The 19826-nt window shown below is 38.5% G+C and carries 14 protein-coding genes and 1 tRNA gene; 13 read left to right on the top strand and 2 right to left on the bottom strand.

The window, feature by feature from the left end; genetic code table 11:
- The first annotated feature begins 288 nt into the window (after window positions 1-288).
- The 3 genes from IIB39_00750 (at window position 289) to IIB39_00760 (ending at window position 4818) form a co-directional block, all read left to right on the top strand.
- Entirely contained in the window at window positions 289-930 is a 642-nt protein-coding gene (locus IIB39_00750; GenBank protein ID MCH8927227.1) for a hemolysin III family protein, read from the top strand.
- Between the two features lie 137 nt (window positions 931-1067).
- Window positions 1068-2117 carry a mechanosensitive ion channel family protein gene (locus tag IIB39_00755; GenBank protein ID MCH8927228.1) on the top strand — a complete coding sequence of 350 codons (1050 nt, stop codon included), beginning with the start codon at window positions 1068-1070 and terminating at the stop codon, window positions 2115-2117.
- Between the two features lie 388 nt (window positions 2118-2505).
- A complete protein-coding gene (locus tag IIB39_00760) occupies window positions 2506-4818 on the top strand; it encodes a response regulator (protein MCH8927229.1) in 2313 nt (770 codons plus the stop codon).
- A gap of 164 nt (window positions 4819-4982) precedes the next feature.
- On the opposite strand, the gene IIB39_00765 is transcribed toward IIB39_00760, so the two are convergent.
- A complete protein-coding gene (locus tag IIB39_00765) occupies window positions 4983-5168 on the bottom strand; it encodes a hypothetical protein (GenBank protein MCH8927230.1) in 186 nt (61 codons plus the stop codon).
- Between the two features lie 869 nt (window positions 5169-6037).
- Between IIB39_00765 and IIB39_00770 the strand changes: the two genes are divergently transcribed.
- Both IIB39_00770 and IIB39_00775 read left to right on the top strand, forming a co-directional pair.
- Window positions 6038-8479 (top strand): PAS domain-containing protein, encoded by a 2442-nt coding sequence (locus tag IIB39_00770; GenBank protein ID MCH8927231.1) that lies wholly within the window; start codon window positions 6038-6040, stop codon window positions 8477-8479.
- A gap of 13 nt (window positions 8480-8492) precedes the next feature.
- Entirely contained in the window at window positions 8493-9536 is a 1044-nt protein-coding gene (locus IIB39_00775; GenBank protein MCH8927232.1) for a response regulator, read from the top strand.
- Between the two features lie 99 nt (window positions 9537-9635).
- On the opposite strand, the gene IIB39_00780 is transcribed toward IIB39_00775, so the two are convergent.
- Window positions 9636-9923: a hypothetical protein gene (locus IIB39_00780; protein MCH8927233.1), complete on the bottom strand. Its 288-nt coding sequence runs from the start codon at window positions 9921-9923 to the stop codon at window positions 9636-9638.
- Between the two features lie 369 nt (window positions 9924-10292).
- Between IIB39_00780 and IIB39_00785 the strand changes: the two genes are divergently transcribed.
- From IIB39_00785 to IIB39_00820, 8 genes are all read left to right on the top strand, one after another.
- Window positions 10293-11168 (top strand): SDR family oxidoreductase, encoded by an 876-nt coding sequence (locus IIB39_00785; GenBank protein MCH8927234.1) that lies wholly within the window; start codon window positions 10293-10295, stop codon window positions 11166-11168.
- A gap of 82 nt (window positions 11169-11250) precedes the next feature.
- A complete protein-coding gene (locus IIB39_00790; protein ID MCH8927235.1) occupies window positions 11251-11961 on the top strand; it encodes a transporter substrate-binding domain-containing protein in 711 nt (236 codons plus the stop codon).
- Window positions 11962-12128: 167 nt separating this feature from the next.
- Window positions 12129-14255 carry a response regulator gene (locus IIB39_00795; protein MCH8927236.1) on the top strand — a complete coding sequence of 709 codons (2127 nt, stop codon included), beginning with the start codon at window positions 12129-12131 and terminating at the stop codon, window positions 14253-14255.
- A gap of 213 nt (window positions 14256-14468) precedes the next feature.
- A complete protein-coding gene (locus tag IIB39_00800) occupies window positions 14469-14813 on the top strand; it encodes a DsrE family protein (GenBank protein MCH8927237.1) in 345 nt (114 codons plus the stop codon).
- 194 nt (window positions 14814-15007) lie between these two features.
- On the top strand, window positions 15008-15211 hold the full coding sequence (locus IIB39_00805; protein ID MCH8927238.1) for an SHOCT domain-containing protein: 204 nt from the start codon (window positions 15008-15010) through the stop codon (window positions 15209-15211).
- A 192-nt stretch (window positions 15212-15403) separates the two neighbouring features.
- On the top strand, window positions 15404-17320 hold the full coding sequence (locus IIB39_00810) for a leukotriene A4 hydrolase C-terminal domain-containing protein (protein ID MCH8927239.1): 1917 nt from the start codon (window positions 15404-15406) through the stop codon (window positions 17318-17320).
- A gap of 226 nt (window positions 17321-17546) precedes the next feature.
- A complete protein-coding gene (locus IIB39_00815) occupies window positions 17547-19355 on the top strand; it encodes a leukotriene A4 hydrolase C-terminal domain-containing protein (GenBank protein MCH8927240.1) in 1809 nt (602 codons plus the stop codon).
- A 47-nt stretch (window positions 19356-19402) separates the two neighbouring features.
- A tRNA-Ser gene (locus tag IIB39_00820) sits at window positions 19403-19493 on the top strand.
- The last annotated feature ends 333 nt before the right edge of the window (window positions 19494-19826 follow it).

Raw genomic sequence — 19826 nt, forward strand, 5'->3', positions numbered from 1 at the left:
AAAGTATTACTTTAGGTCAGGCAGGGAATCCCTCGCCCTCCGCAGGAGGAGTGCGGGTATGGGCTTGCCTGCAATCTTCGACACACTCATCTGAACTAGAGTGAGCTGCCACGTCTTAATGCTAATTACCTCAGAGAATTCCCCGGGAACCGCCGAGGATATTTAGTTTCATAAAGCTTAATCTTAAACGTATTATATGTTAGAGTTATGGGGATGGTCAATTCTTGTTGCGCTTCCAATTGCAGCCACCGGAAACTATATTTCTATGACAATGATAAAGTGAAATATATGGAAGCTATGATACAATACCCGACCGGAGAAGAGAAAATCAACATCATTTCTCATGCAATCGGATTCATATTAAGCGTTGTTGCTTCGGTTCTTTTAGTTATACACGCAGTTCTGGATGGTGATGTTTGGCATATAGTCAGTTTTAGCATCTTCGGAGCAAGTTTAATCATATTATACGCTGCCTCAACAGTTTACCACAGCACTGAAAAGCCGGAGTTAAGAATAAGAATGAAAATCATTGACCACGCATCTATTTATGTTCTTATTGCAGGTACTTACACTCCTTTTACATTGGTTACTCTACATGGAACTTTAGGTTGGGTGATCTTCGGCGCTTCTTGGGGATTGGCATTTGCCGGAATAATATTGAAACTTTTCTTTACGGGGAAATACAATTTGATCTCAACTTTAATGTATCTGTTTATGGGTTGGGTCATTGTCTTCGCCATAAAACCATTAATAAATAATTTACCTTCAGATGGCTTCCTGTGGGTTCTTGCGGGAGGAATATCTTATACAATCGGCGCGGTTTCGTACAGCATAAAAAAATTAAAATTCAATCACGCCATCTTCCATATGTTTGTTTTAGCAGGTAGTTTTTGCCATTTTATAGCAGTGTACTTTTATGTGTTGCCCTGAGGCTGTTACATTGCCCCCAATTAGCCCAATTGTAAAGTTCTATTGTTGGTCGACTTTAACAAGGAGGTTGACGTCTTCTTGAAACATAATACGTTTAAGCTGGTAAATTAGTGGTTTGTAAATTAAAATGAAGAATAATGGATAATATAAAAATACTTCTTTCTAATCCCTATATGAAAGCGCTCACCATCGTAGTGGTATCAGTTCTTGCCGCCGCTGTCATTAAATGGATATTCGGCGGTATCTTACATAACGCCGTCAAACGAACTAAGACCACTTTTGACGATAAGTTGCTTGATTTGCTCAACAAGCCTGTCTTTTACACTGTTCTGTTGATTGGTTTTAATATCGCTGTTCACACACTTGAGATTCCCGATAATCTTCGATATGTCCTCGTGGGTTTGATTAAAACCTCCGTGCTTCTGTTATGGACCGGGTCAGCATTGAAATTCACTACCCTTTTCTTGAAAGAACTCTCCGGAAATCCGGAAAGCTATAAATTCGTTCAGCCGCGTACATTGGTGTTGTTTGACAATCTCGGCAAGATAGGAATTCTTGCGGGAGCTCTCTACTTCTTCCTGCTCACCTGGGATATCAACATAACTGCCTGGTTAGCGTCAGCGGGCATAGTGGGCATAGCGGTCGGTTTTGCAGCGAAGGATAGCCTGGCAAACCTATTCTCCGGAATCTTTATCATGGTGGACGCTCCTTACAAGGTGGGTGATTTCATAAATTTAGACGGAGGAGAAAGAGGAAGAGTAACCGATATCGGGCTCCGGAGCACTCGCATACTGACGAGAGACGATGTGGAGATCACTATACCCAATTCCGTAATAGCCGGCTCGAAGATAGTAAATGAAAGCGGAGGCCCGAACGAGAAAGAGCGCATACGAATATCCATAGGAATCGCCTACGGTTCCGACATAGATATTGTGAGAGAAACCCTTGTCGATATTGCCAAATCGAACGCCAATGTAGAGGATGAACCGGAACCGAGAGTTAGATTCCGGGAGTTCGGGGAATCAGAATTATCGTTCCAGCTGCTCTTCTGGATAGCGGAACCTGTCCTCCGCGGACGGGTAATTGATGAACTGAACTCAGAGATATACCGGATGTTCAAGAAAAGGGGGATCGAGATCCCATTCCCTCAAAGAATCATCCATATGCGTCCGGCGAAGGAAGATTAGGAAATATTTTTAAATAACAAAATATTCTTATGAACGATATTTCCGAAAACCGTTGACCGCTATGGTTAACGGAACTCTTCGCTAATATTAAAATTCTCCTCAATAATGAGGGGTTGCTCAACCGAAATCTGAGATGTGGCGTGTCGGGAGTCTATTTATCATCTCGAATCCATATTTCATAAATTTTTCAGCCTATCTCTAAATTCTGACAGATACATGGCAATATACCGCCAATATAATTCTGAGAAGTAAGACGGTAAGATATGAAAAATTGTTGCTTTACCCCATAATAGCTATGAACACAAAGCTTTCCGGAATTAACCAACATATCTGGTACAATATGTGCAATTTATTAGTAGCGGAAAACTCTTAGTAAGAGGGAAAGGAGATGGAAAAGATAAATCCGCAAAAGTTTCGTCTTAAAATTCGCTATATTATTGCTCTGAGTACAATAGCAATTTTGATGACATCAGGCCAGATTCTTATCCATAATTCTCTTGTTAAATTATCCAGTGATTCCCGCATAGTTAATATTGCTGGGCGCCAGCGGATGTTAAGCCAAAAATTGAGTAAAATTGCTTTGGGAATCGAATCAGCAATTCCCGGCTCTGAACGGGAAGAATTGTTAGGGGATTTGGAGCAATCGTTATCTCTCTGGCAGGAATCACATTTCGGGTTGCAATACCAAGGTGGCAAATTAAAAATTCCGAGTGATAACAGTGAGAAAGTTAGGGTATTATTTTCTATAATAGAGCCGAATTTCTTGGCTATTCAAGACGCTTCTAACAGTATATTGGAGTTGGGAAAGAGCCGGATTAAAAAACATACTTCTCCGGATTTTTCAGATTTTGTTGAGACAATAATGAGCAACGAAAAGCAATTTCTCACAGGAATGAACGACATAGTTATGCAGTATGACCTTGAAGCCAAGGCAAAAGTAAACAGATTAATGTTGACCGAACATATATTGATGGCGCTAATCCTGAGTTTATTAATCTTTCAGGGATTGTTTGTTTTCAGACCTGCGCAAACAAGAATTAAAAAAACTTTTGATAAGTTATTCGAGGCTAAAACACTTCTCAAAAGGCACACAGAAGACTTAGAAAGGATAGTCGAGGAACGTACAAAAGAGATTCAGATGTCGGAAGAGAAATACCGGAATCTCGTAGAGAATTCGATAGACTCTATTTATATACTGCAGAAAGACAAGTACGTATTTGTGAACTCTGTTTGGGAGAAACTTTTCGGCTATTCGAATGAGGAAGCTCTTTCTGACAAAATTAATTATATGGATATTGTGGCGCCGGAAAGTAAGGAATATGTTATTGAGCGTTGTAAAGTAAGAGAAGAAAATGAAATATTCGTAAGTAATTATGAATTCAAAGCGATAACGAAGTCAGGCGAATTATTGGATATCGAAATAAATACGACGCCTATCAAATATAACGGAAGACCGGCGATACATGGGATAATTAGAGATATAACAGCTGAAAAACGAGAGAAAGCTGAGAGATTGGAACTTCAAATTAAACTCCATCAAGCGCAAAAAATGGAGTCGCTTGGAATGTTAGCAGGAGGGGTAGCCCATGACTTGAATAATATCATCGGTCCTATTATGGCATATCCCGACCTGATAAAGATGAATTTGTCTGACGGTAAACCTGTAGGCAAAGAATTGGACACCATAGCTTCTTCAGCCCAAAGAGCAGCTCACGTCATATCAGACCTGTTGGCTTTGACACGTCGCGGCAAGTATAAGATGGAACCGATAGACTTGAATGATCTTATCACCGAATATCAAGTATCAGCTGAATATAGTTCAATCGGCACACTATATGCCAAAGTAAAACCTAACTTTCAACTTTCAGGAGACAGACTGCTCTTTAAGGGCTCCGAAGCCCATATTCCCAAAGTAATAATGAATCTTGTTAATAATGCTTTTGAGTCTATGCCGGAAGGAGGGGTGCTCAGTGTCAAAACCTATCCAATCATTGTAGAAGATGGAGAATTAAGCGATAAGAATATTCCTCAAGGAAGATATAATCTGCTGACAATAGAAGATCAAGGTGAGGGTATAGCTAAACAGAATTTATCTAAGATTTTCGATCCCTTTTTTACCACAAAGATGAAATCAGGAAATAACGGTACAGGATTGGGACTGTCGGTAGTTTACAATGTACTTAAAGATCATGGGGCACATATAGATGTGGAGAGTGAGGTTGGAATCGGAACAAAGTTCTCTATCTATTTTCCTCGAATCAATGAGACGAAACAAACTACATCAGAGCTAAGCTTAGACAGCAAAAGTAGCGGAAATATATTTGTAGTTGATGACAGGAAAGAACAAAGAGAGATAGCCTCATTACTGTTATCAAATTTGGGATATAAAGTAGAGAGCGCGGGAAGTGGCCAAGAGGCGATTAAATATCTTAACAATAATGATACAGATTTAGTGTGGCTTGATATGATACTTGAAGATGATATGGATGGACTTGATACATACAAAGAGATAATTAAAATAAAACCCGGGCAGAAAACCATTATAGTTAGCGGCTATAGTGAAACCGATAGGGTTAAAGAAGCAGAAAAGCTCGGCGTAAATGGATTTATGCAGAAACCGTATAAATTGGATGATATTAAAAAAATAATACAAACGGTATTAAACGGTGATAAACTTGGTTCGGTAAAAAGCTTAGCTTAATTATAGCGTTCCGCTACAACTGACGTCGGGCGAACAAGCCCTATCCCGCATTCATAATTCAATCACCCCTTAAAAGGAAGGGGAGCGAAATCCCTCGACAGCTCTGTTAATCCTGCTTACGAGAGGTAGCCCGAGATGGAGATACCTCTTTATAGTAAATGGCTTTACATTGACGATGTATCGTAAACTCTTATGCCCGTAATAAATGGGCAGGTTTTAGCAATATTCTCCGCTTCATCAAGGTTTTCTGCATTGATTATTGAGTAACCTGTTATTGAATCTAAGCCAAGTGGCAATTCTTTAGTTCCTGATTTTGTGATTTCTCTTCCAGCTCCAAATGGGCTTCCCATATCAATAAACTTGTCTCCTACTGAAGCGAACCAATTGCCCCATGCTTATTTAATTTTAGACTTAAAATAGGCATTCGAAGTCTTAACGCTTGCGGGTATTATCATTTATACATAGATCCCTCACCTGATTTTCAGCCGGACAAGCCCTACCCCAATTAAAATTTCGGACAGCCGTCCGGTTGACTACTAATAGAAAGGAAATTAAATTAATGCCGCTTTATATGGATTTACACGATGTTCCGGGCGCTTCGGAAGAAGATTTGGTCAAAGCTCATCTGGCAGAACTAATAGCCGCACGCAATATAGCGTTACTGTAACCTCGTAAGTATCCATTGTAACGCGCACTTGAAAGCCGTCGCGTTAGTAATCACATCTAAATACCAAACCGGTTCTAACGACTTACCAATCTGATGTTTGGCTCGAATCGGATTAATCATAATTATCATAAAAATAAGTTGATTATGGAGTCATTAATCGTAAATTGTCTATCCCTCGGGGGAATGGAAAAGTTTGCGCCAGCAAACCTAAAATAGAAAGCTGCTTATGAAGGCGGATAAGATTGAGTCTCACGAAGTTGTAATCGGAAAAAAGCCACCCCGCAATAAAATAACTTTATTGGAGCGTTCAAACTCCACGCTTCAGCGGCAAGCCTTTTTTGTAGATCAAAATACAGATTTAAGTTTTACTCTGACTAACCTAAGTATGTCAAGAGAATATCCAGTTGTAACTCACATAATTTAAGCAAGGAGTTCAATATAAATCTATCTATACAAAAACAGGGAATCATTTATATATCCATAGTCTTGTCAGCGGGAATTTTTCTTGTGGATTTAATTATTCCCTTAGGGGTAGCTGCAGGAGTACCCTATATGGCAGTAGTACTTCTTTCACTGTGGCATCCGAGTAATAAATATACAATTGGTGTTGCAGTAATCTCCTCGTTATTAACAGTGTTAGGATATTTACTATCGCCTGAAGGTGGTTTATTTTGGATGATTTTATATAATAGAATTTTGGCACTTTCCGCCATATGGGTAACGGCGATTTTAACAATTAAACGTAAAAAAGTCGAGTTTGAGTTACAAAAGAGCGAGCGAGGCCTCAAAAGAGTATTGCAGATTGCAAAGTTAGGACACTGGGAGTGGAATATTCTGACAGAGGAAACCGTTTTTAGCGACGAATATCATAAAATATTTAATTTAGAGAAGGATAAATCGTACAGCACTGATGAAATTCTAGAATTAATCCATCCTGATGATAAGGCAAGATATTTGGAAATACTGGAAAATTCAATAAAAGAGAAGAAAGGTCTGACCGCCGACTACCGGATTGTATTAGATAGTAATGAAATAAAACATATCCATTCTGAATGGAAGGTTTACGCAGACTCTGAGAATAATCCAATCAAGATGGCGGGGACCGTACAGGATATAACCGAACAAAAAAAAGTGCTTGATGACCTGACTGTCAGTGAATTGAACCTTAATAAAGCGCAGGAAATGGCTCATGTGGGTAGTTGGGATTTAGACCTCCGCACAAACAGACTTAATTGGTCAGATGAAGTTTACAGGATATTCGGATTAACACCGCAAGAGTTCGGCGCTACCTACGAAGCATTTGTAGAAGCAATACATCCCGATGACAGAGAAATGGTGAACGAGGCATATCAGGAAGCAGTAAAAAACAATTCTCCATATGAAGTTGTTCACCGGGTTTTAAGACCTGATGGAGAAATTCGAATCGTTCGTGAGAGATCAGAGGAAATTTTAGATTCGACCGGGCATGCAATTCGCTCTGTGGGCACTGTTCATGACATAACCGAAATGGAAGAATCGATCCGGAGAGCAAAAAAAGAAAGAAACCATTTTGATAAACTGCTTGAATCGTTAGGAGAAGTGGTTTTCATAATGAATTTTGGTAATAGGGTGATAGAAAGGGTCAATTCCGAAATAAAATCTGTTTTCGGCTATGAGAGCTACGAATGTGTTGGACAATCAACAAGGATGCTCTGTCAAAATGAAGAAGATTTCATTGAGTTTGGAAATAAGTTACAAGAAGCAATTAAACGGGGTGATGAAGTTGTTCACATAAAGCAAACATTTGTGAAGAAAAATGGAGAAACGTTTCCTTCGGAAATTACACTTTCCTTTTTAAAGGAGGCAGGTAAAATAACGCACGTCATTTCTGTTGTTCGAGATGTTTCCGAGAGTGAACGAGCCGAACGCGCCTTGCGAGAAAGCGAAAAAAGGAATCTCAGGGCTCAGGAAAAAGCTCATTTGGGTCATTGGGATTGGAATGTTGTTACAAATGAAGCAATAGTGTCAGACGAATTTATAAGGATATGGAATCAAAACAGAGAGGAAAATGATAAACCTTCCTCTCTTGAAGATTTTATGGAATCGGTCCACCCTGAGGACAAAGAAACTGTCTTGAATGCGGTAGATATGGCATTAAAAAATATTGAAGAATATGATATTGATTTTCGTGTGGTAATGCCGGATAATACAATTAAATGGGTGAACAGCGCGGGGGATGTGACCTTTGATTCCGAAGGCAAACCCGTGCGAATGGTTGGAACCCTTCAGGATATTACCGAGCGCGTCAAATCTGAATTAGCGTTGAGAGAAGCAAAGGATAAATTGGAGGAAAAAGTAAGAGAAAGAACCTTGGAGCTTGAGAAATCCCATGGGAATTTGAAAAAATCATTAGAAGAAAAAGAATTGTTACTTAAAGAGATTCATCATCGGGTGAAAAACAATCTTCAGATTATATCAAGTCTTCTGAACCTGCAGGCAAACGCGATTAAAGATAAAAATATTGTAAAAAATCTTATGGATATGAGAAGCAGGGTTCAGTCTATGTCACTGATTCATGAGAATATATATAGATCAGATGATCTTTCTAAAGTCGATGTTAATAATTACGTTGCGATGTTAACAGAAAATCTGATACAAACTTATTCGGAAGAAGGGAAATCTATAAAGATACGGAGTAAAGTCGGGGACATCACATTGGATATTGATAAGGCTATCCCACTCGGGTTGATAATTACAGAGTTAGTCACGAATGCCATGCAGCATGCGTTTATAGAGAAAAAAAGCGGTATTATCGATATTAACTTGAGCGAATTTAATAATACTCTTGAAATGATAATCAGCGATAACGGCGATGGATTAACCGAAGGCACAGGTATTAATGAGAAAGGGAATCTCGGTTTTATGTTAGTAAAAACTCTTTCCGATCAACTTGATGCCGACCTTGATGTGAAAGTTAGTAACGGAACCAAGTATACAATGAGTTTTGCTAAATAAATACAGAATATAATTGGATAAAAAGTCAAAAATACTAATAATTGAAGATGAAAGAATAATCGCTGAAGATATTAGCTTAACTCTCCAGACCCTTGGCTATAATGTTTGCGCAATTGGCTCTACAGGCGAAGAAGCGGTTTCGCTGGCAAAAAATTTAAAGCCTGATTTGATTCTTATGGATATTAGGCTAAAAGGGAAAATGGACGGTATTCAGGCAGCGGAAAAGATTTTGAGCAGTTCGAGGATACCAATTATCTACGTAACCGCATATGCCGATGAAAAAACTCTTCAAAGAGCGAAAATTACCGAGCCTTACGGTTATGTTCTGAAACCTATACGGCAAATTGAGCTGCATTCAGCAATCGAAATTGGAATATACAAGCATGAGATGGAGGAAAAACTTAAAGAGAGCGAATTGAAAATTGAAAGAGAAAAACTAAATACAATTAAGGAGTTGGGAGGAGCAGTAGCACACGAATTTAATCAACCCTTACAATCTCTTATGATATTATCAAAACTCATGTTGACTGAATCAAAAGCAAAGAGAGAGGAAATATCAGTACAACTTTTTAAGGATGTTGAAAGAATGTCAGTACTGGTTCAAAGGCTGCTGAACTTACACACAGTAAAGACTAAATCCTACGCCGGAAAAAGTAAAATAATAGATCTCCTTGGCAGCAGTAAATTTCACATATCCACAAAAAAAAGCGTGCTACTTATAGACGATGAAGAGTCTATTCTCAATTTGCTCTCCAGGATTATAGAAAAAGAGGGTTATGATATTGATAGAGCCAATAGCGGCAAAAAAGCAATATCATTGTTAAATAAGAATGATTACGGGTTAGTAATTTGTGATATTCAGCTACCCGATTTGTCGGGCGTGGACTTATATCAACAATCCCGCAAAATGAACAAAAAAACTCCATTTGTATTCATTTCCGGATATACTGTAGATGAGATAGGAAAATCAGTAATAGATAGTTCTGCAGGATTTCTTGCTAAGCCATTTAAGGTTAGTGATATTTTGGAAATTCTGAATTCTGTATTCAAAGCGTGACTTAGTCGGGGAAAATTATCTCTAATAATGTTGTTCTGTAACTGTTAGGCTTTTTCGAACGCTTTATCCCGTCTTTGAGGATGCAAGCCATTGCCATTATTATTTAGGTTCGTAAACCTCGAAAAGCCTAATGTTTGCCGGCTCATCACTGACTTCTGATATGGCTTGATTCAGACGGGGGCCTATAACGCCGGAAGCGGCTTCAGCGTCTTCTTTTGAATTCCAAAGAACGATGATTCCATAATCGCCGACAATGTCATCAGCGAAGAAAACACATTCATTACAACCATTCTGAGCTTTGATAGCAGGAACAAATTCATCCGCGAGATTTTGAGCTGTTGAACGTGCCCCCGGTTCCAATGTTATTCTAACTAATCTTAAGTACATAAATTTTCTCTCCATAGGTTCTGAGTATTACTTTCATTTAGAATACATATAAATGTTCGAAATTAATTGGTTAAAAGCTTTAAATAATGCAAATTAAATTAAAAATTAAATAATATTGTGTCAACTAACAGGATAATTTTCACCAACCACCAAATAAGCGCGAAGCCTCAAATCATTCTAATATATAAGTAAATTCTCTTAAAATACCTGTTTGATTAATCGGATTTGAGGCTAAATTGGAGACCATAATTTTGTCCATGGACTCAGAGCAAATTTAAACACAATATTACCGACGGAAAATAATTTTAGTTAAATAGCGTATAGAAAATATTGGCTAAAAAGAAAATACTAATTTTAGGTTGTGGCGGAATGCTTGGAGAAGCATTTTACCATACTTTTCGCGATGATTTTGAAATTAAAGCAACGGATATTGACCTGAATGAAGAATGGTTATCTTTTCTTGATGTGAGGGATTTAGATGCCATTAGGATTATGGCGGAGGATTTTCAGCCTGATTATATTTTTAATCTTGCAGCATTTACTGATCTCGAATATTGTGAAAGGAATATTGACGAAACGTATTTGACAAATAGAACAGGGGCTGAAAATTGTGCTCTCATATCAGAAGAATTGGATAGCACTTATATTTTCATCTCAACCGCCGGAATCTACGATGGTGGACAGAATACCTATACAGAATCCGATATTCCGGCACCCATCAGTATTTACGGAAAATCAAAGTACTTTGCTGAAGTAGCAATCAAAGAAATCTGCTCGACATATTTCATCTTTAGAGCAGGCTGGATGATGGGTGGCGGTCAAAAAGATAAAAAATTCGTCCACAAGATTATTAAACTGATTTTAGCAGGACAAAAAGAACTACACGTTGTAACCGACCTGAAAGGTTCTCCTACATTTACATACGATTTTGCGCGGAATACCCTAAAAATGATTGGCACCAAGTTTTATGGTCTATATAATATGACTTGTGAGGGCGGACCAACAAGATATGAAGTTGCCGCTGAGATGCTCATGATTCTCGGGTTGACTGATAAAATTAAATTAATCGAAGTTGATTCGACGCATTTCAAGGAAGAGTATTTCGCACCGCGTCCCGAATCAGAGGTACTGGAAAATTTAAAGTTAAGGAACAAAAATATGGATGAAATGAGAAATTGGAAAATTAGTTTGAAAGATTATATTGAGAGCGAATGGTTAGAAATCGTCACCGGCGCTGTGACGTAAATATATAATTTCTCGTTTTGGAAAGAAAGATTACTTAAAAAATATCAATATGATTGATTTATTTTTATAGAGAGTGGGAGAATTGAAAATTCTAATTTATAGTTGCTTGTATCTCGGATTAAGTGGGCAAGCATTAGGACAAGAAACACTTGTACTGTCATCAGTCAAAGGTTCGATTGATGCCGAAGTATCTATAGCTGTCATGAAGGAAGCTTATGATATGATAGGAATTAATATCGAGATACGTGAATTTGGTGGCAAGGAGGCTTTACACGCATCAAATTCAGGTATGGTAGATGGAGAAATTGAGCGAATTGACGGGATTAGCAAGATCTGCCCGAACTTAAGGCAAGTTCAAATACCGATAAATTATTTTAATCTACACGCATTTTCAAAGATGAATAATATTGTAATTAACGGGTGGTACGATTTAAAACCATATAAGTTAGGGATTACTGAGGGTATGATAATCACCGGGCAAAACACAATTGGTATGGATGTTAAACTGTATAAGAATAATCAAGAATTGTTTGAAATGATATTGGCAGACAGTATTGAGATAGCTGTTATGCCGTTAATGAACGGCAAAATTATACTTAATAGGATGGGCATATCTAATATACACGCATTGAACAAAGTAATTGAATCATTATTCCTTTATCATTATTTACATAAAAAACATGAAAATCTTATCCCAAAATTGGAAAAAGCGTTAAAAATGATGTTATTTAAAGGAAGAATGCTTCAAATCCGAAAGGAAACGTTTGATAATATTATAAAAAATCAGGACTGATCATAGAAGAAATCACCAGCAGGCGCAGAATTGAAATCAGGTTTATACTAATCCTTTCCGGGGTAACCTTATCGATAATAATTTTTAGCTTTTTACTGACCTACGTTTTGACTGTTGAAGGTAAGAAAACACAACTGCGGGAGTTAGCTCGTTCTCAGGCGAGACTTATGGAATCCATAGCAAAATACAACGCCTTCTTTTCCGGGGATACTACAGAGGGATACGGTAGAGCTGCTACTTTAAGCCAGATTAGAGAAAGTCATCGTAAATACACAGGCTTTGGTGAGACCGGCGAATTGGTGTTGGCAGAGAAAAAAAATAACTTAATCATATTTTTATTATTTGCCAGAAAGGATGCGGCATACAGGATTCCCGATCCTGTGGAATTGAATTCGGGAATAGCTGTTCCAATGTCCTTGGCGCTTCATGGGAAGTCCGGAATAATTGAGGCATTGGATTATTTGGGTGTGGAAGTATTAGCAGCTTACGAACATCTAAATTTTTTAGACATGGGATTAGTCGCTAAAATGGATATGTCTGAAATTCAGGCACCTTTTATAACTGCGATTTTATATACTATTCTTGCTTCATTCGGGTTAATTCTCATAGGTACTTTTTTAAGTCGGAAGATTGTAAGTCCGCTTATAAAACAAGTTTATAATTTTACATCTGAATTGCAATCACGAGAAGAAGAGCTTATTCGCGCAAATTTTCTTGCCGAATCTGCTCTTGATATTACTAAGTCAGGTTATTGGCACGTTTCATTTGAGGATTCGGGTTGGTATACATCATCTGATAGGACTATTGCGATATTTGGCGATTTCCCACGTCCTGATTATCGCTATCATACCAAAGATGATTGGTATGCAAATATGAAGCTCGCCGATGTGAAAGCAGCCGAAATTGCATGGAATAAGTTTGTTGCTATAAGAGAAGGAGAAAGATCTGAATTTGATGTTACCTTTGCAACTAAACGCCCGGTTGATGGCGAGATAGTCTGGATTCATGCTTTGGGGCATGTAATCAAAGATGACAGGGATGAAACGATTGCATTGTTTGGCGTAGTTCAGGATATTACGGAAAAAAGGAAGATTAAAGCAGAGCAGTATGAACTAAGGGAAAAGCTGGAACGCGCGAAACGAATGGAATCATTGGGATTATTAGCAGGGGGAGTAGCCCACGACCTGAATAATATTATAGGTCCAATTATGGCCTATCCGGAACTGATAAAGATGAATTTATCCGAAGGCAAGCCGGTGGATGAAGATCTTGATGCCATAAGTTCCTCAGCACATAGAGCAGCTGATGTGGTCTCAGATCTCTTGGCTTTAACCCGTCGCGGTAAGTATAAGATGGAATCGATAGTTTTGAATGATTTTATTAACGATTATCTGAACTCAGCTGAATCAAAAACAGCAGAAAAATTATTTCCTCAAGTAAAACTTAATATTCAACTTTCAAAAGACCGATTATTAATTAAAGCTTCGAAAGCCCACATTCCAAAAGTGATAATGAATCTTGTTAATAATGCATATGAGTCTATGCCTTTGGGAGGAGTCTTAAGTATTACCAGCTCTTCTGTTGACATAAAAAGTGAAAAATTAAGTGATAAGAGTATTGCGCCAGGAATGTATAATCTGCTCACAATCGAAGATCAGGGGGAGGGAATTGAAGAAGAGAACGTCTCAAAGATATTCGATCCATTTTTTACCACAAAAATGAGATCAGAAAAAAGCGGCACAGGATTGGGATTGTCTGTAGTATATAATGTACTTAAAGATCATGGCGCGCATATTCACGTGGAGAGTAAGCTGGGTTTTGGAACAAAATTTTCTATTTATTTTCCAGCGACAAGCGAAGAAATAGAAACATCATCTGAACTTAAGCAAAAGAAACGGAATAGCGGAAGCATTCTTGTGGTCGATGATAGAAAAGAACAAAGAAATATTGCGGAAAGACTATTAACAACTTTAGGATATGATGTCGTGACTGTAGAGAAAGGTCAGGATGCGATTGAATATATTAAGAAAAAAGACGTGGATTTAGCTTTACTTGATATGATACTCGAAGATGATATGGATGGACTTGATACATATAAAGAGATTATAAAAATAAAACCAGGGCAGAAAACCATAATTGTTAGCGGTTATAGTGAATCCGATAGGGTTAAAGAAGCTGAAGAGCTCGGTGTAAATGGATTTATAAAAAAGCCGTATACTATGGATGATATAAAAAAAATATTACTAAAAGTGTTAGTTGACGGAGAAATTGATTCGAGTAAAAATCCTGATTAACGCTTCTTTTCATTAAGGAAATTCGCTGCCTTTATTGGAGCAAATATTCGATTATTAATCCTACCTCGTAGGAAGCGAAAAAGCGTGTGAGGCTATTCTTGTAGACCCAATGCGCGATGTTGCCGGGAGATAGATAATAATCCCTTTTCTTCAAAACAAAAAGTACTGGAAATTGCTCATCCCACTGATTAATCTATAAAAGGGAGAAATAATTTGATTACTATTATTTTAAACGACCCCCCTTACGGCACTGAAAAATCATATAATGCTCTCAGGTTAGCTATGTCCCTTGCGAAAGCTGGAAACTCGGTGAGCATATTTATGTTCGCAGATGCTGTATTCTGCGGTATGAAAGATCAGAAAACACCTGATGGATACTATAACATAGAAAAGATGCTGACCTATCTTGTAAGAAGGAAAAATAAAGTCCATGCCTGTGGCAGCTGTATGGACACAAGAGGGCTGAAAGAAGAATCGCTTGTTGAAGGAGTTAAAAAGAGCACTCTCCCAACCGTAGCAAAGTGGGTGGAGGAATCGGAGAAATGCCTGGTTTTCTGAAATAAAGTTATTTCTCTGATTGAAAACTCAGTTTATACGCGGAGTTTATAATGAACTGTATGTTTAAAAAGAACCCCATCATCCTGATTCTGCTTATTGTTATAGTTGTAATGGCAGCAGGCGGCTTAACGTCATATAACGAAGTAGATAAATCTGATAGACATCATGAAGGGGAGTGGAGGGGACCTTGGAGTATGATGGGTACGGGAGGATTCTGGATGTTTCCATTTTTTCCGATTATCATATTAGTCGTGATACTTTATTTTGTTTTTGGTAAGAACAGCGCTCATCGGTTTGGGTTCGATAGTGATGACACGCCAATGCAAATATTGAAAAAAAGATACGCTAAGGGCGAGATAACTAAAGAAGAATATGACGAAATTAAGAAGGACCTTTAATTTCAGGTGGACAATAGGCAGCTTTCTCAATCGCAGATAATTACTGCTTAAGTAATCTAAAATTATTCGTATTATTTTTTTCTATAATATTAATTCCCATTCATTTTGCAAGATGCATTTAATATATCTACAAGTTATATTTCAAAGATTTTGTCATACTACTGATCAATCATAGGTAAGGAGGCGCAAAGATTGAATATCACTTTTAAACTCAAATTAAGATTTATCGCATTATCAATATTTATTTCGATACTAACACTGAGCTGTTTCTCAGGTTCTGCTACCAAGACGGTCACACATTCCGATACACCGCATAAAACAAATGAAAAAATATTTGTAAAAGACGCCCATTCATTTTCAAAGCCGTGGGAGGCAAATATAGAGCATATTTCACTTGATCTGAATATCGATTTTGAAGAGAAGATCATATCAGGAAAAGCAATTTTATCTATCAATAACAAAAAAGCCGTAAACACGCTCCACCTTGATTCCTGGGATTTGAAGATCGAAAAAATCACCCTTGGAAAAGAAGAAAGTCCAACAACTTTTGAAATAGGTGAATTTGTTAAACTTCACGGATCGCCACTCATAGTTAATATTATGCCGGAAACGAAAACAGTGAATATCTATTACGCTACAAGCCCGAGCGCCGGGGGATTAGATTGGGTTGCTCCTATTCAAACCGCAGGCGGAGTTGAACCGTTCATGTATACTGTAGCAGAGCCAATACTTGCACGGAGCTGGATTCCGCTTCAGGATACGCCCGGAGTTCGATTCAGTTATGACGCTACTATCACTGTACCTCCAAAATTTCTGGCTATAATGAGCGCCACTAATCCGACAGAAAAGAATGCAGAAGGAGTTTATCATTTCGAAATGCCTCAGAAAATTCCATCCTATCTTGTTGCACTTGGGGTTGGTGATTTGGAATTTCGTTCACTCGGGCCTCGTACAGGCATTTATGCAGAACCATCGCTCATAGCTAAAGCAGAATATGAGTTTGCCGATACTGAAGCAATGATGACTTCGGCTGAAGAACTGTACGGCCCATATCGTTGGGGAAGATATGATCTTCTGATTCTTCCTCCGAGCTTTCCATTCGGAGGAATGGAAAACCCTCGACTCACATTTTTAAGTCCATTTTATCTCGTAGGTGACAGGTCACTAGTATCGGTCATTGCGCATGAACTGGCTCATTCATGGTCGGGAAACCTTGTGACAAATTCTGATTGGAATGATATATGGCTGAATGAAGGCTTTACCACCTACTTCGGTGGCAGGATAATGGAAGTAGTATACGGAAAAAGTTACCAGGATATGTTAGATGTGGTAAAAGAAATAGATTTGAGTGCAACGGTTGATCGAATAGGTCCCGATAACGCTGATACCCGGCTAAAAGTGAATTTTGACGGAAGAGATCCTTCAGGTGTTTTTACGAATATTCCATATTATAAAGGACATTTCTTTTTAATGGCTATTGAGAATGCTGTTGGCAGAGAGCGTTGGGATGCATTTTTGAAAGATTATTTTACCGTGCATGCCTTTGGCAATATGACGACCGAACGATTCCTTAAATATATGGACGAAAATCTGATAATGGGAAATGAGGAGCTTGCGGATATAATCCAGATCGATGATTGGGTTTACGGCGAAGGAATACCTACAAATTTTCCTGAATTGCATTCTTCGGAATTCGATATTGTTGACGAAGCAGTCAACAATTGGAAAACCGGTTCTTCAGCATCCGAAATAAGCACTGAAGGTTGGACAACCCATCACTGGATATATTTCATTAAACAGCTTCCGAAGAAAATATCAACAGCTCGATTAGACGATCTAAATAAAAATCTAAATTTAAACAATAATAAGAATCATAGGATATTAAGAATTTGGCTTGCGCTTGCGATGGAAAATCATTATGAACCTTCTTTTGACATGACCGAGAGATTTCTCATGGAGAAATACGGTTCTACAGGGTTATATCGAGCTTTGGCTAAGACTCCTGAAGGTTTGGAGATGGGAAGAAAAATCTATGAGAAGGCAAAACCGATGTACCATCATCTATCTAGAACTAGAGTTGAAGTTATTCTCGGATTGGATGAGAACTAACGGACAGAGATATTATCACTCATTTTGCCGGATGCTTTTAACAGGTCTGAAAGTTATATTAGCAAAGATTTTGTCAGAATAAAAATCAATACTAAACAGGAAGGAGTAAAGATTGGGCATCAAAATTAACTTCAATTTGAAATTTATTTTATTATCGTTATTTATTTCATTATTAACGATGAGCTGTTTTTCAGGTACTGCTACTAAAACGGATAAACATACAGATATGGCGAGGACAATGAATGAAAAAATATACGTAAAAGACTCCCACTCAAATTCAAGGCCGTGGGAAGCGAATATAGAGCATATATCCCTTGATTTATCTGTCGATTTTGAGGAAAAGGTCATATCAGGGAAAGCGACCCTATCTATCAATAATAAAGAAGCTGTAAATAAACTATATCTTGACGCATGGGGTTTAACGATAGATAGAATCACTCTCGGGGAAGACGAAAGTCCTGCAACTTATGAATTAGGCGATTTTGTCGAGCTTCACGGTTCAGCGCTGGTAGTTGATATTACGGCAGAAACAAAAACAGTTAATATATACTATGCTACAAGCCCGGACGCTCAGGGTTTAGATTGGGTTCCACCCATACAAACAGCAGGCGGTATCGAGCCATTTATGTATACTCAATCACAGGCAATTCTTGCGCGAACGTGGATACCTTTACAGGACACTCCCGGCGTTCGATTCAGCTATGATGCTACAATCAAAGTGCCATCAAAGTTTCTGGCAATAATGAGCGCGGGAAATCCAACCGAAAAAAATGCAGAAGGTGTTTATCATTTTGAGATGCCTCAGAAAATTCCATCCTATCTTATGGCTTTAGGGGTTGGTGATTTGGAATTTCGTTCGCTCGGACCGCGCACGGGCGTTTACGCCGAACCATCGCTCATAGATAGAGCAGAATATGAATTTGGCGATACTGAGGCTATGATGACATCGGCTGAAGAGCTGTACGGGCCGTATCTTTGGGGAAGATATGACCTTTTAGTTCTTCCCCCGAGCTTTCCTTGGGGAGGGATGGAGAATCCACGGCTCACGTTTGTATATCCGCTCGTTCTCGTGGGCGACAGATCCTTAGTCTCGCTTATAGCGCATGAACTGGCTCATTCATGGTCGGGAAATCTTGTGACCAACGCAGATTGGAACGATATCTGGCTGAACGAAGGATTTACCACTTACTTCACCGGCAGGATAATGGAAGTGGTATATGGGAAAAATTACCAGGATATGTTAGACGTAACATCAGAAATTAGTTTGCGAGAAGAGGTCGAAAGAATGGGTCCTGACAGCGCTGATACGCGGCTAAAGCTGAATATGGATGGAAGAAACCCTGATGACGCATTTACGAATATTCCATATTCTAAAGGAAAGTTCTTTCTAAAGACTATTGAGAATGCTGTCGGTAGAGAGCAATGGGATGCGTTTCTGAAAGAATATTTTGCGAAGCACGCTTTCGGAAATATGACGACAGAACGATTTCTGAAATATATGGACGAAAATCTGATAATGGGAGATAAAGAGCTGGCGGAAAAAATCCAGATTGATAATTGGGTTTACGGCAAAGGGATACCGTCAAATTTCCCTGAATTGCATTCAACAGAATTTGATATAGTTGACGATATGGTCAATAATTGGGAAAACGGTTCTTCAGCATCCGAAATCAGCACTGAAGGATGGACAACCCATCACTGGATATATTTCTTTAAACAGTTGCCGAAGAAAATTTCAACAGAACGGTTAGATGATCTAAACAATAATCTTAATTTAAACGATATTCAGAATCCTATCGTATTGAGATATTGGCTCGCGCTTGCGGTTGAAAATCTCTATGAACCTTCTTTTGAAACGACCGAAAAATTTCTCACGGAGATTGGGCATAGAGGCTCTGTTCGGGAAATATTCCGGGCATTGGCTAAGACTCCCGAAGGTTTGGAGATGGGAAGAAGAATCTATAAGAATACCAGAGAGAAGTACCATTATATGACTTTCACTGCCATAGATGCTATTCTCGGCTGGGAGGAATAGTAAACATCTTGACTGTCGGAATCTAAGCGGAGTATATTAATTCCACTGGAGAGGTGGCCGAGCTGGCTTAAGGCACTCGCCTGCTAAGCGAGAGTAGGGGTTAAATCCCTACCGAGGGTTCGAATCCCTCCCTCTCCGCAATTATATTTTAGCATAACCACCCCTTGATCCCCTCCTTTAGAAGGAGGGGAAATTGTTTTCCGCCCTGACATTCTCCGAATAATTATAGGGCTATATGTCTCATAATTATATATTTATTTAATTTTGAAAAAATCTCTTGTTCCTATATTTAATACTTCTATATTAAGAGGCTGTATAGCACACGAATAGATAGAGTGCTAACAAAATAAGAAAAGTAAAAACAATATCTTATGTTATAATGGAGGAACAGAAATGGCGTTAAAAATCAAACCTTTATCCGACAGAGTTGTAGTTCAGCCTGATGCGGCAGAGGAGAAGACCAGCGGTGGA

It is taken from the genome of Candidatus Neomarinimicrobiota bacterium (genome assembly GCA_022573815.1).
GTDB lineage: Bacteria > Fidelibacterota > SORT01 > SORT01 > SORT01 > JACZTG01.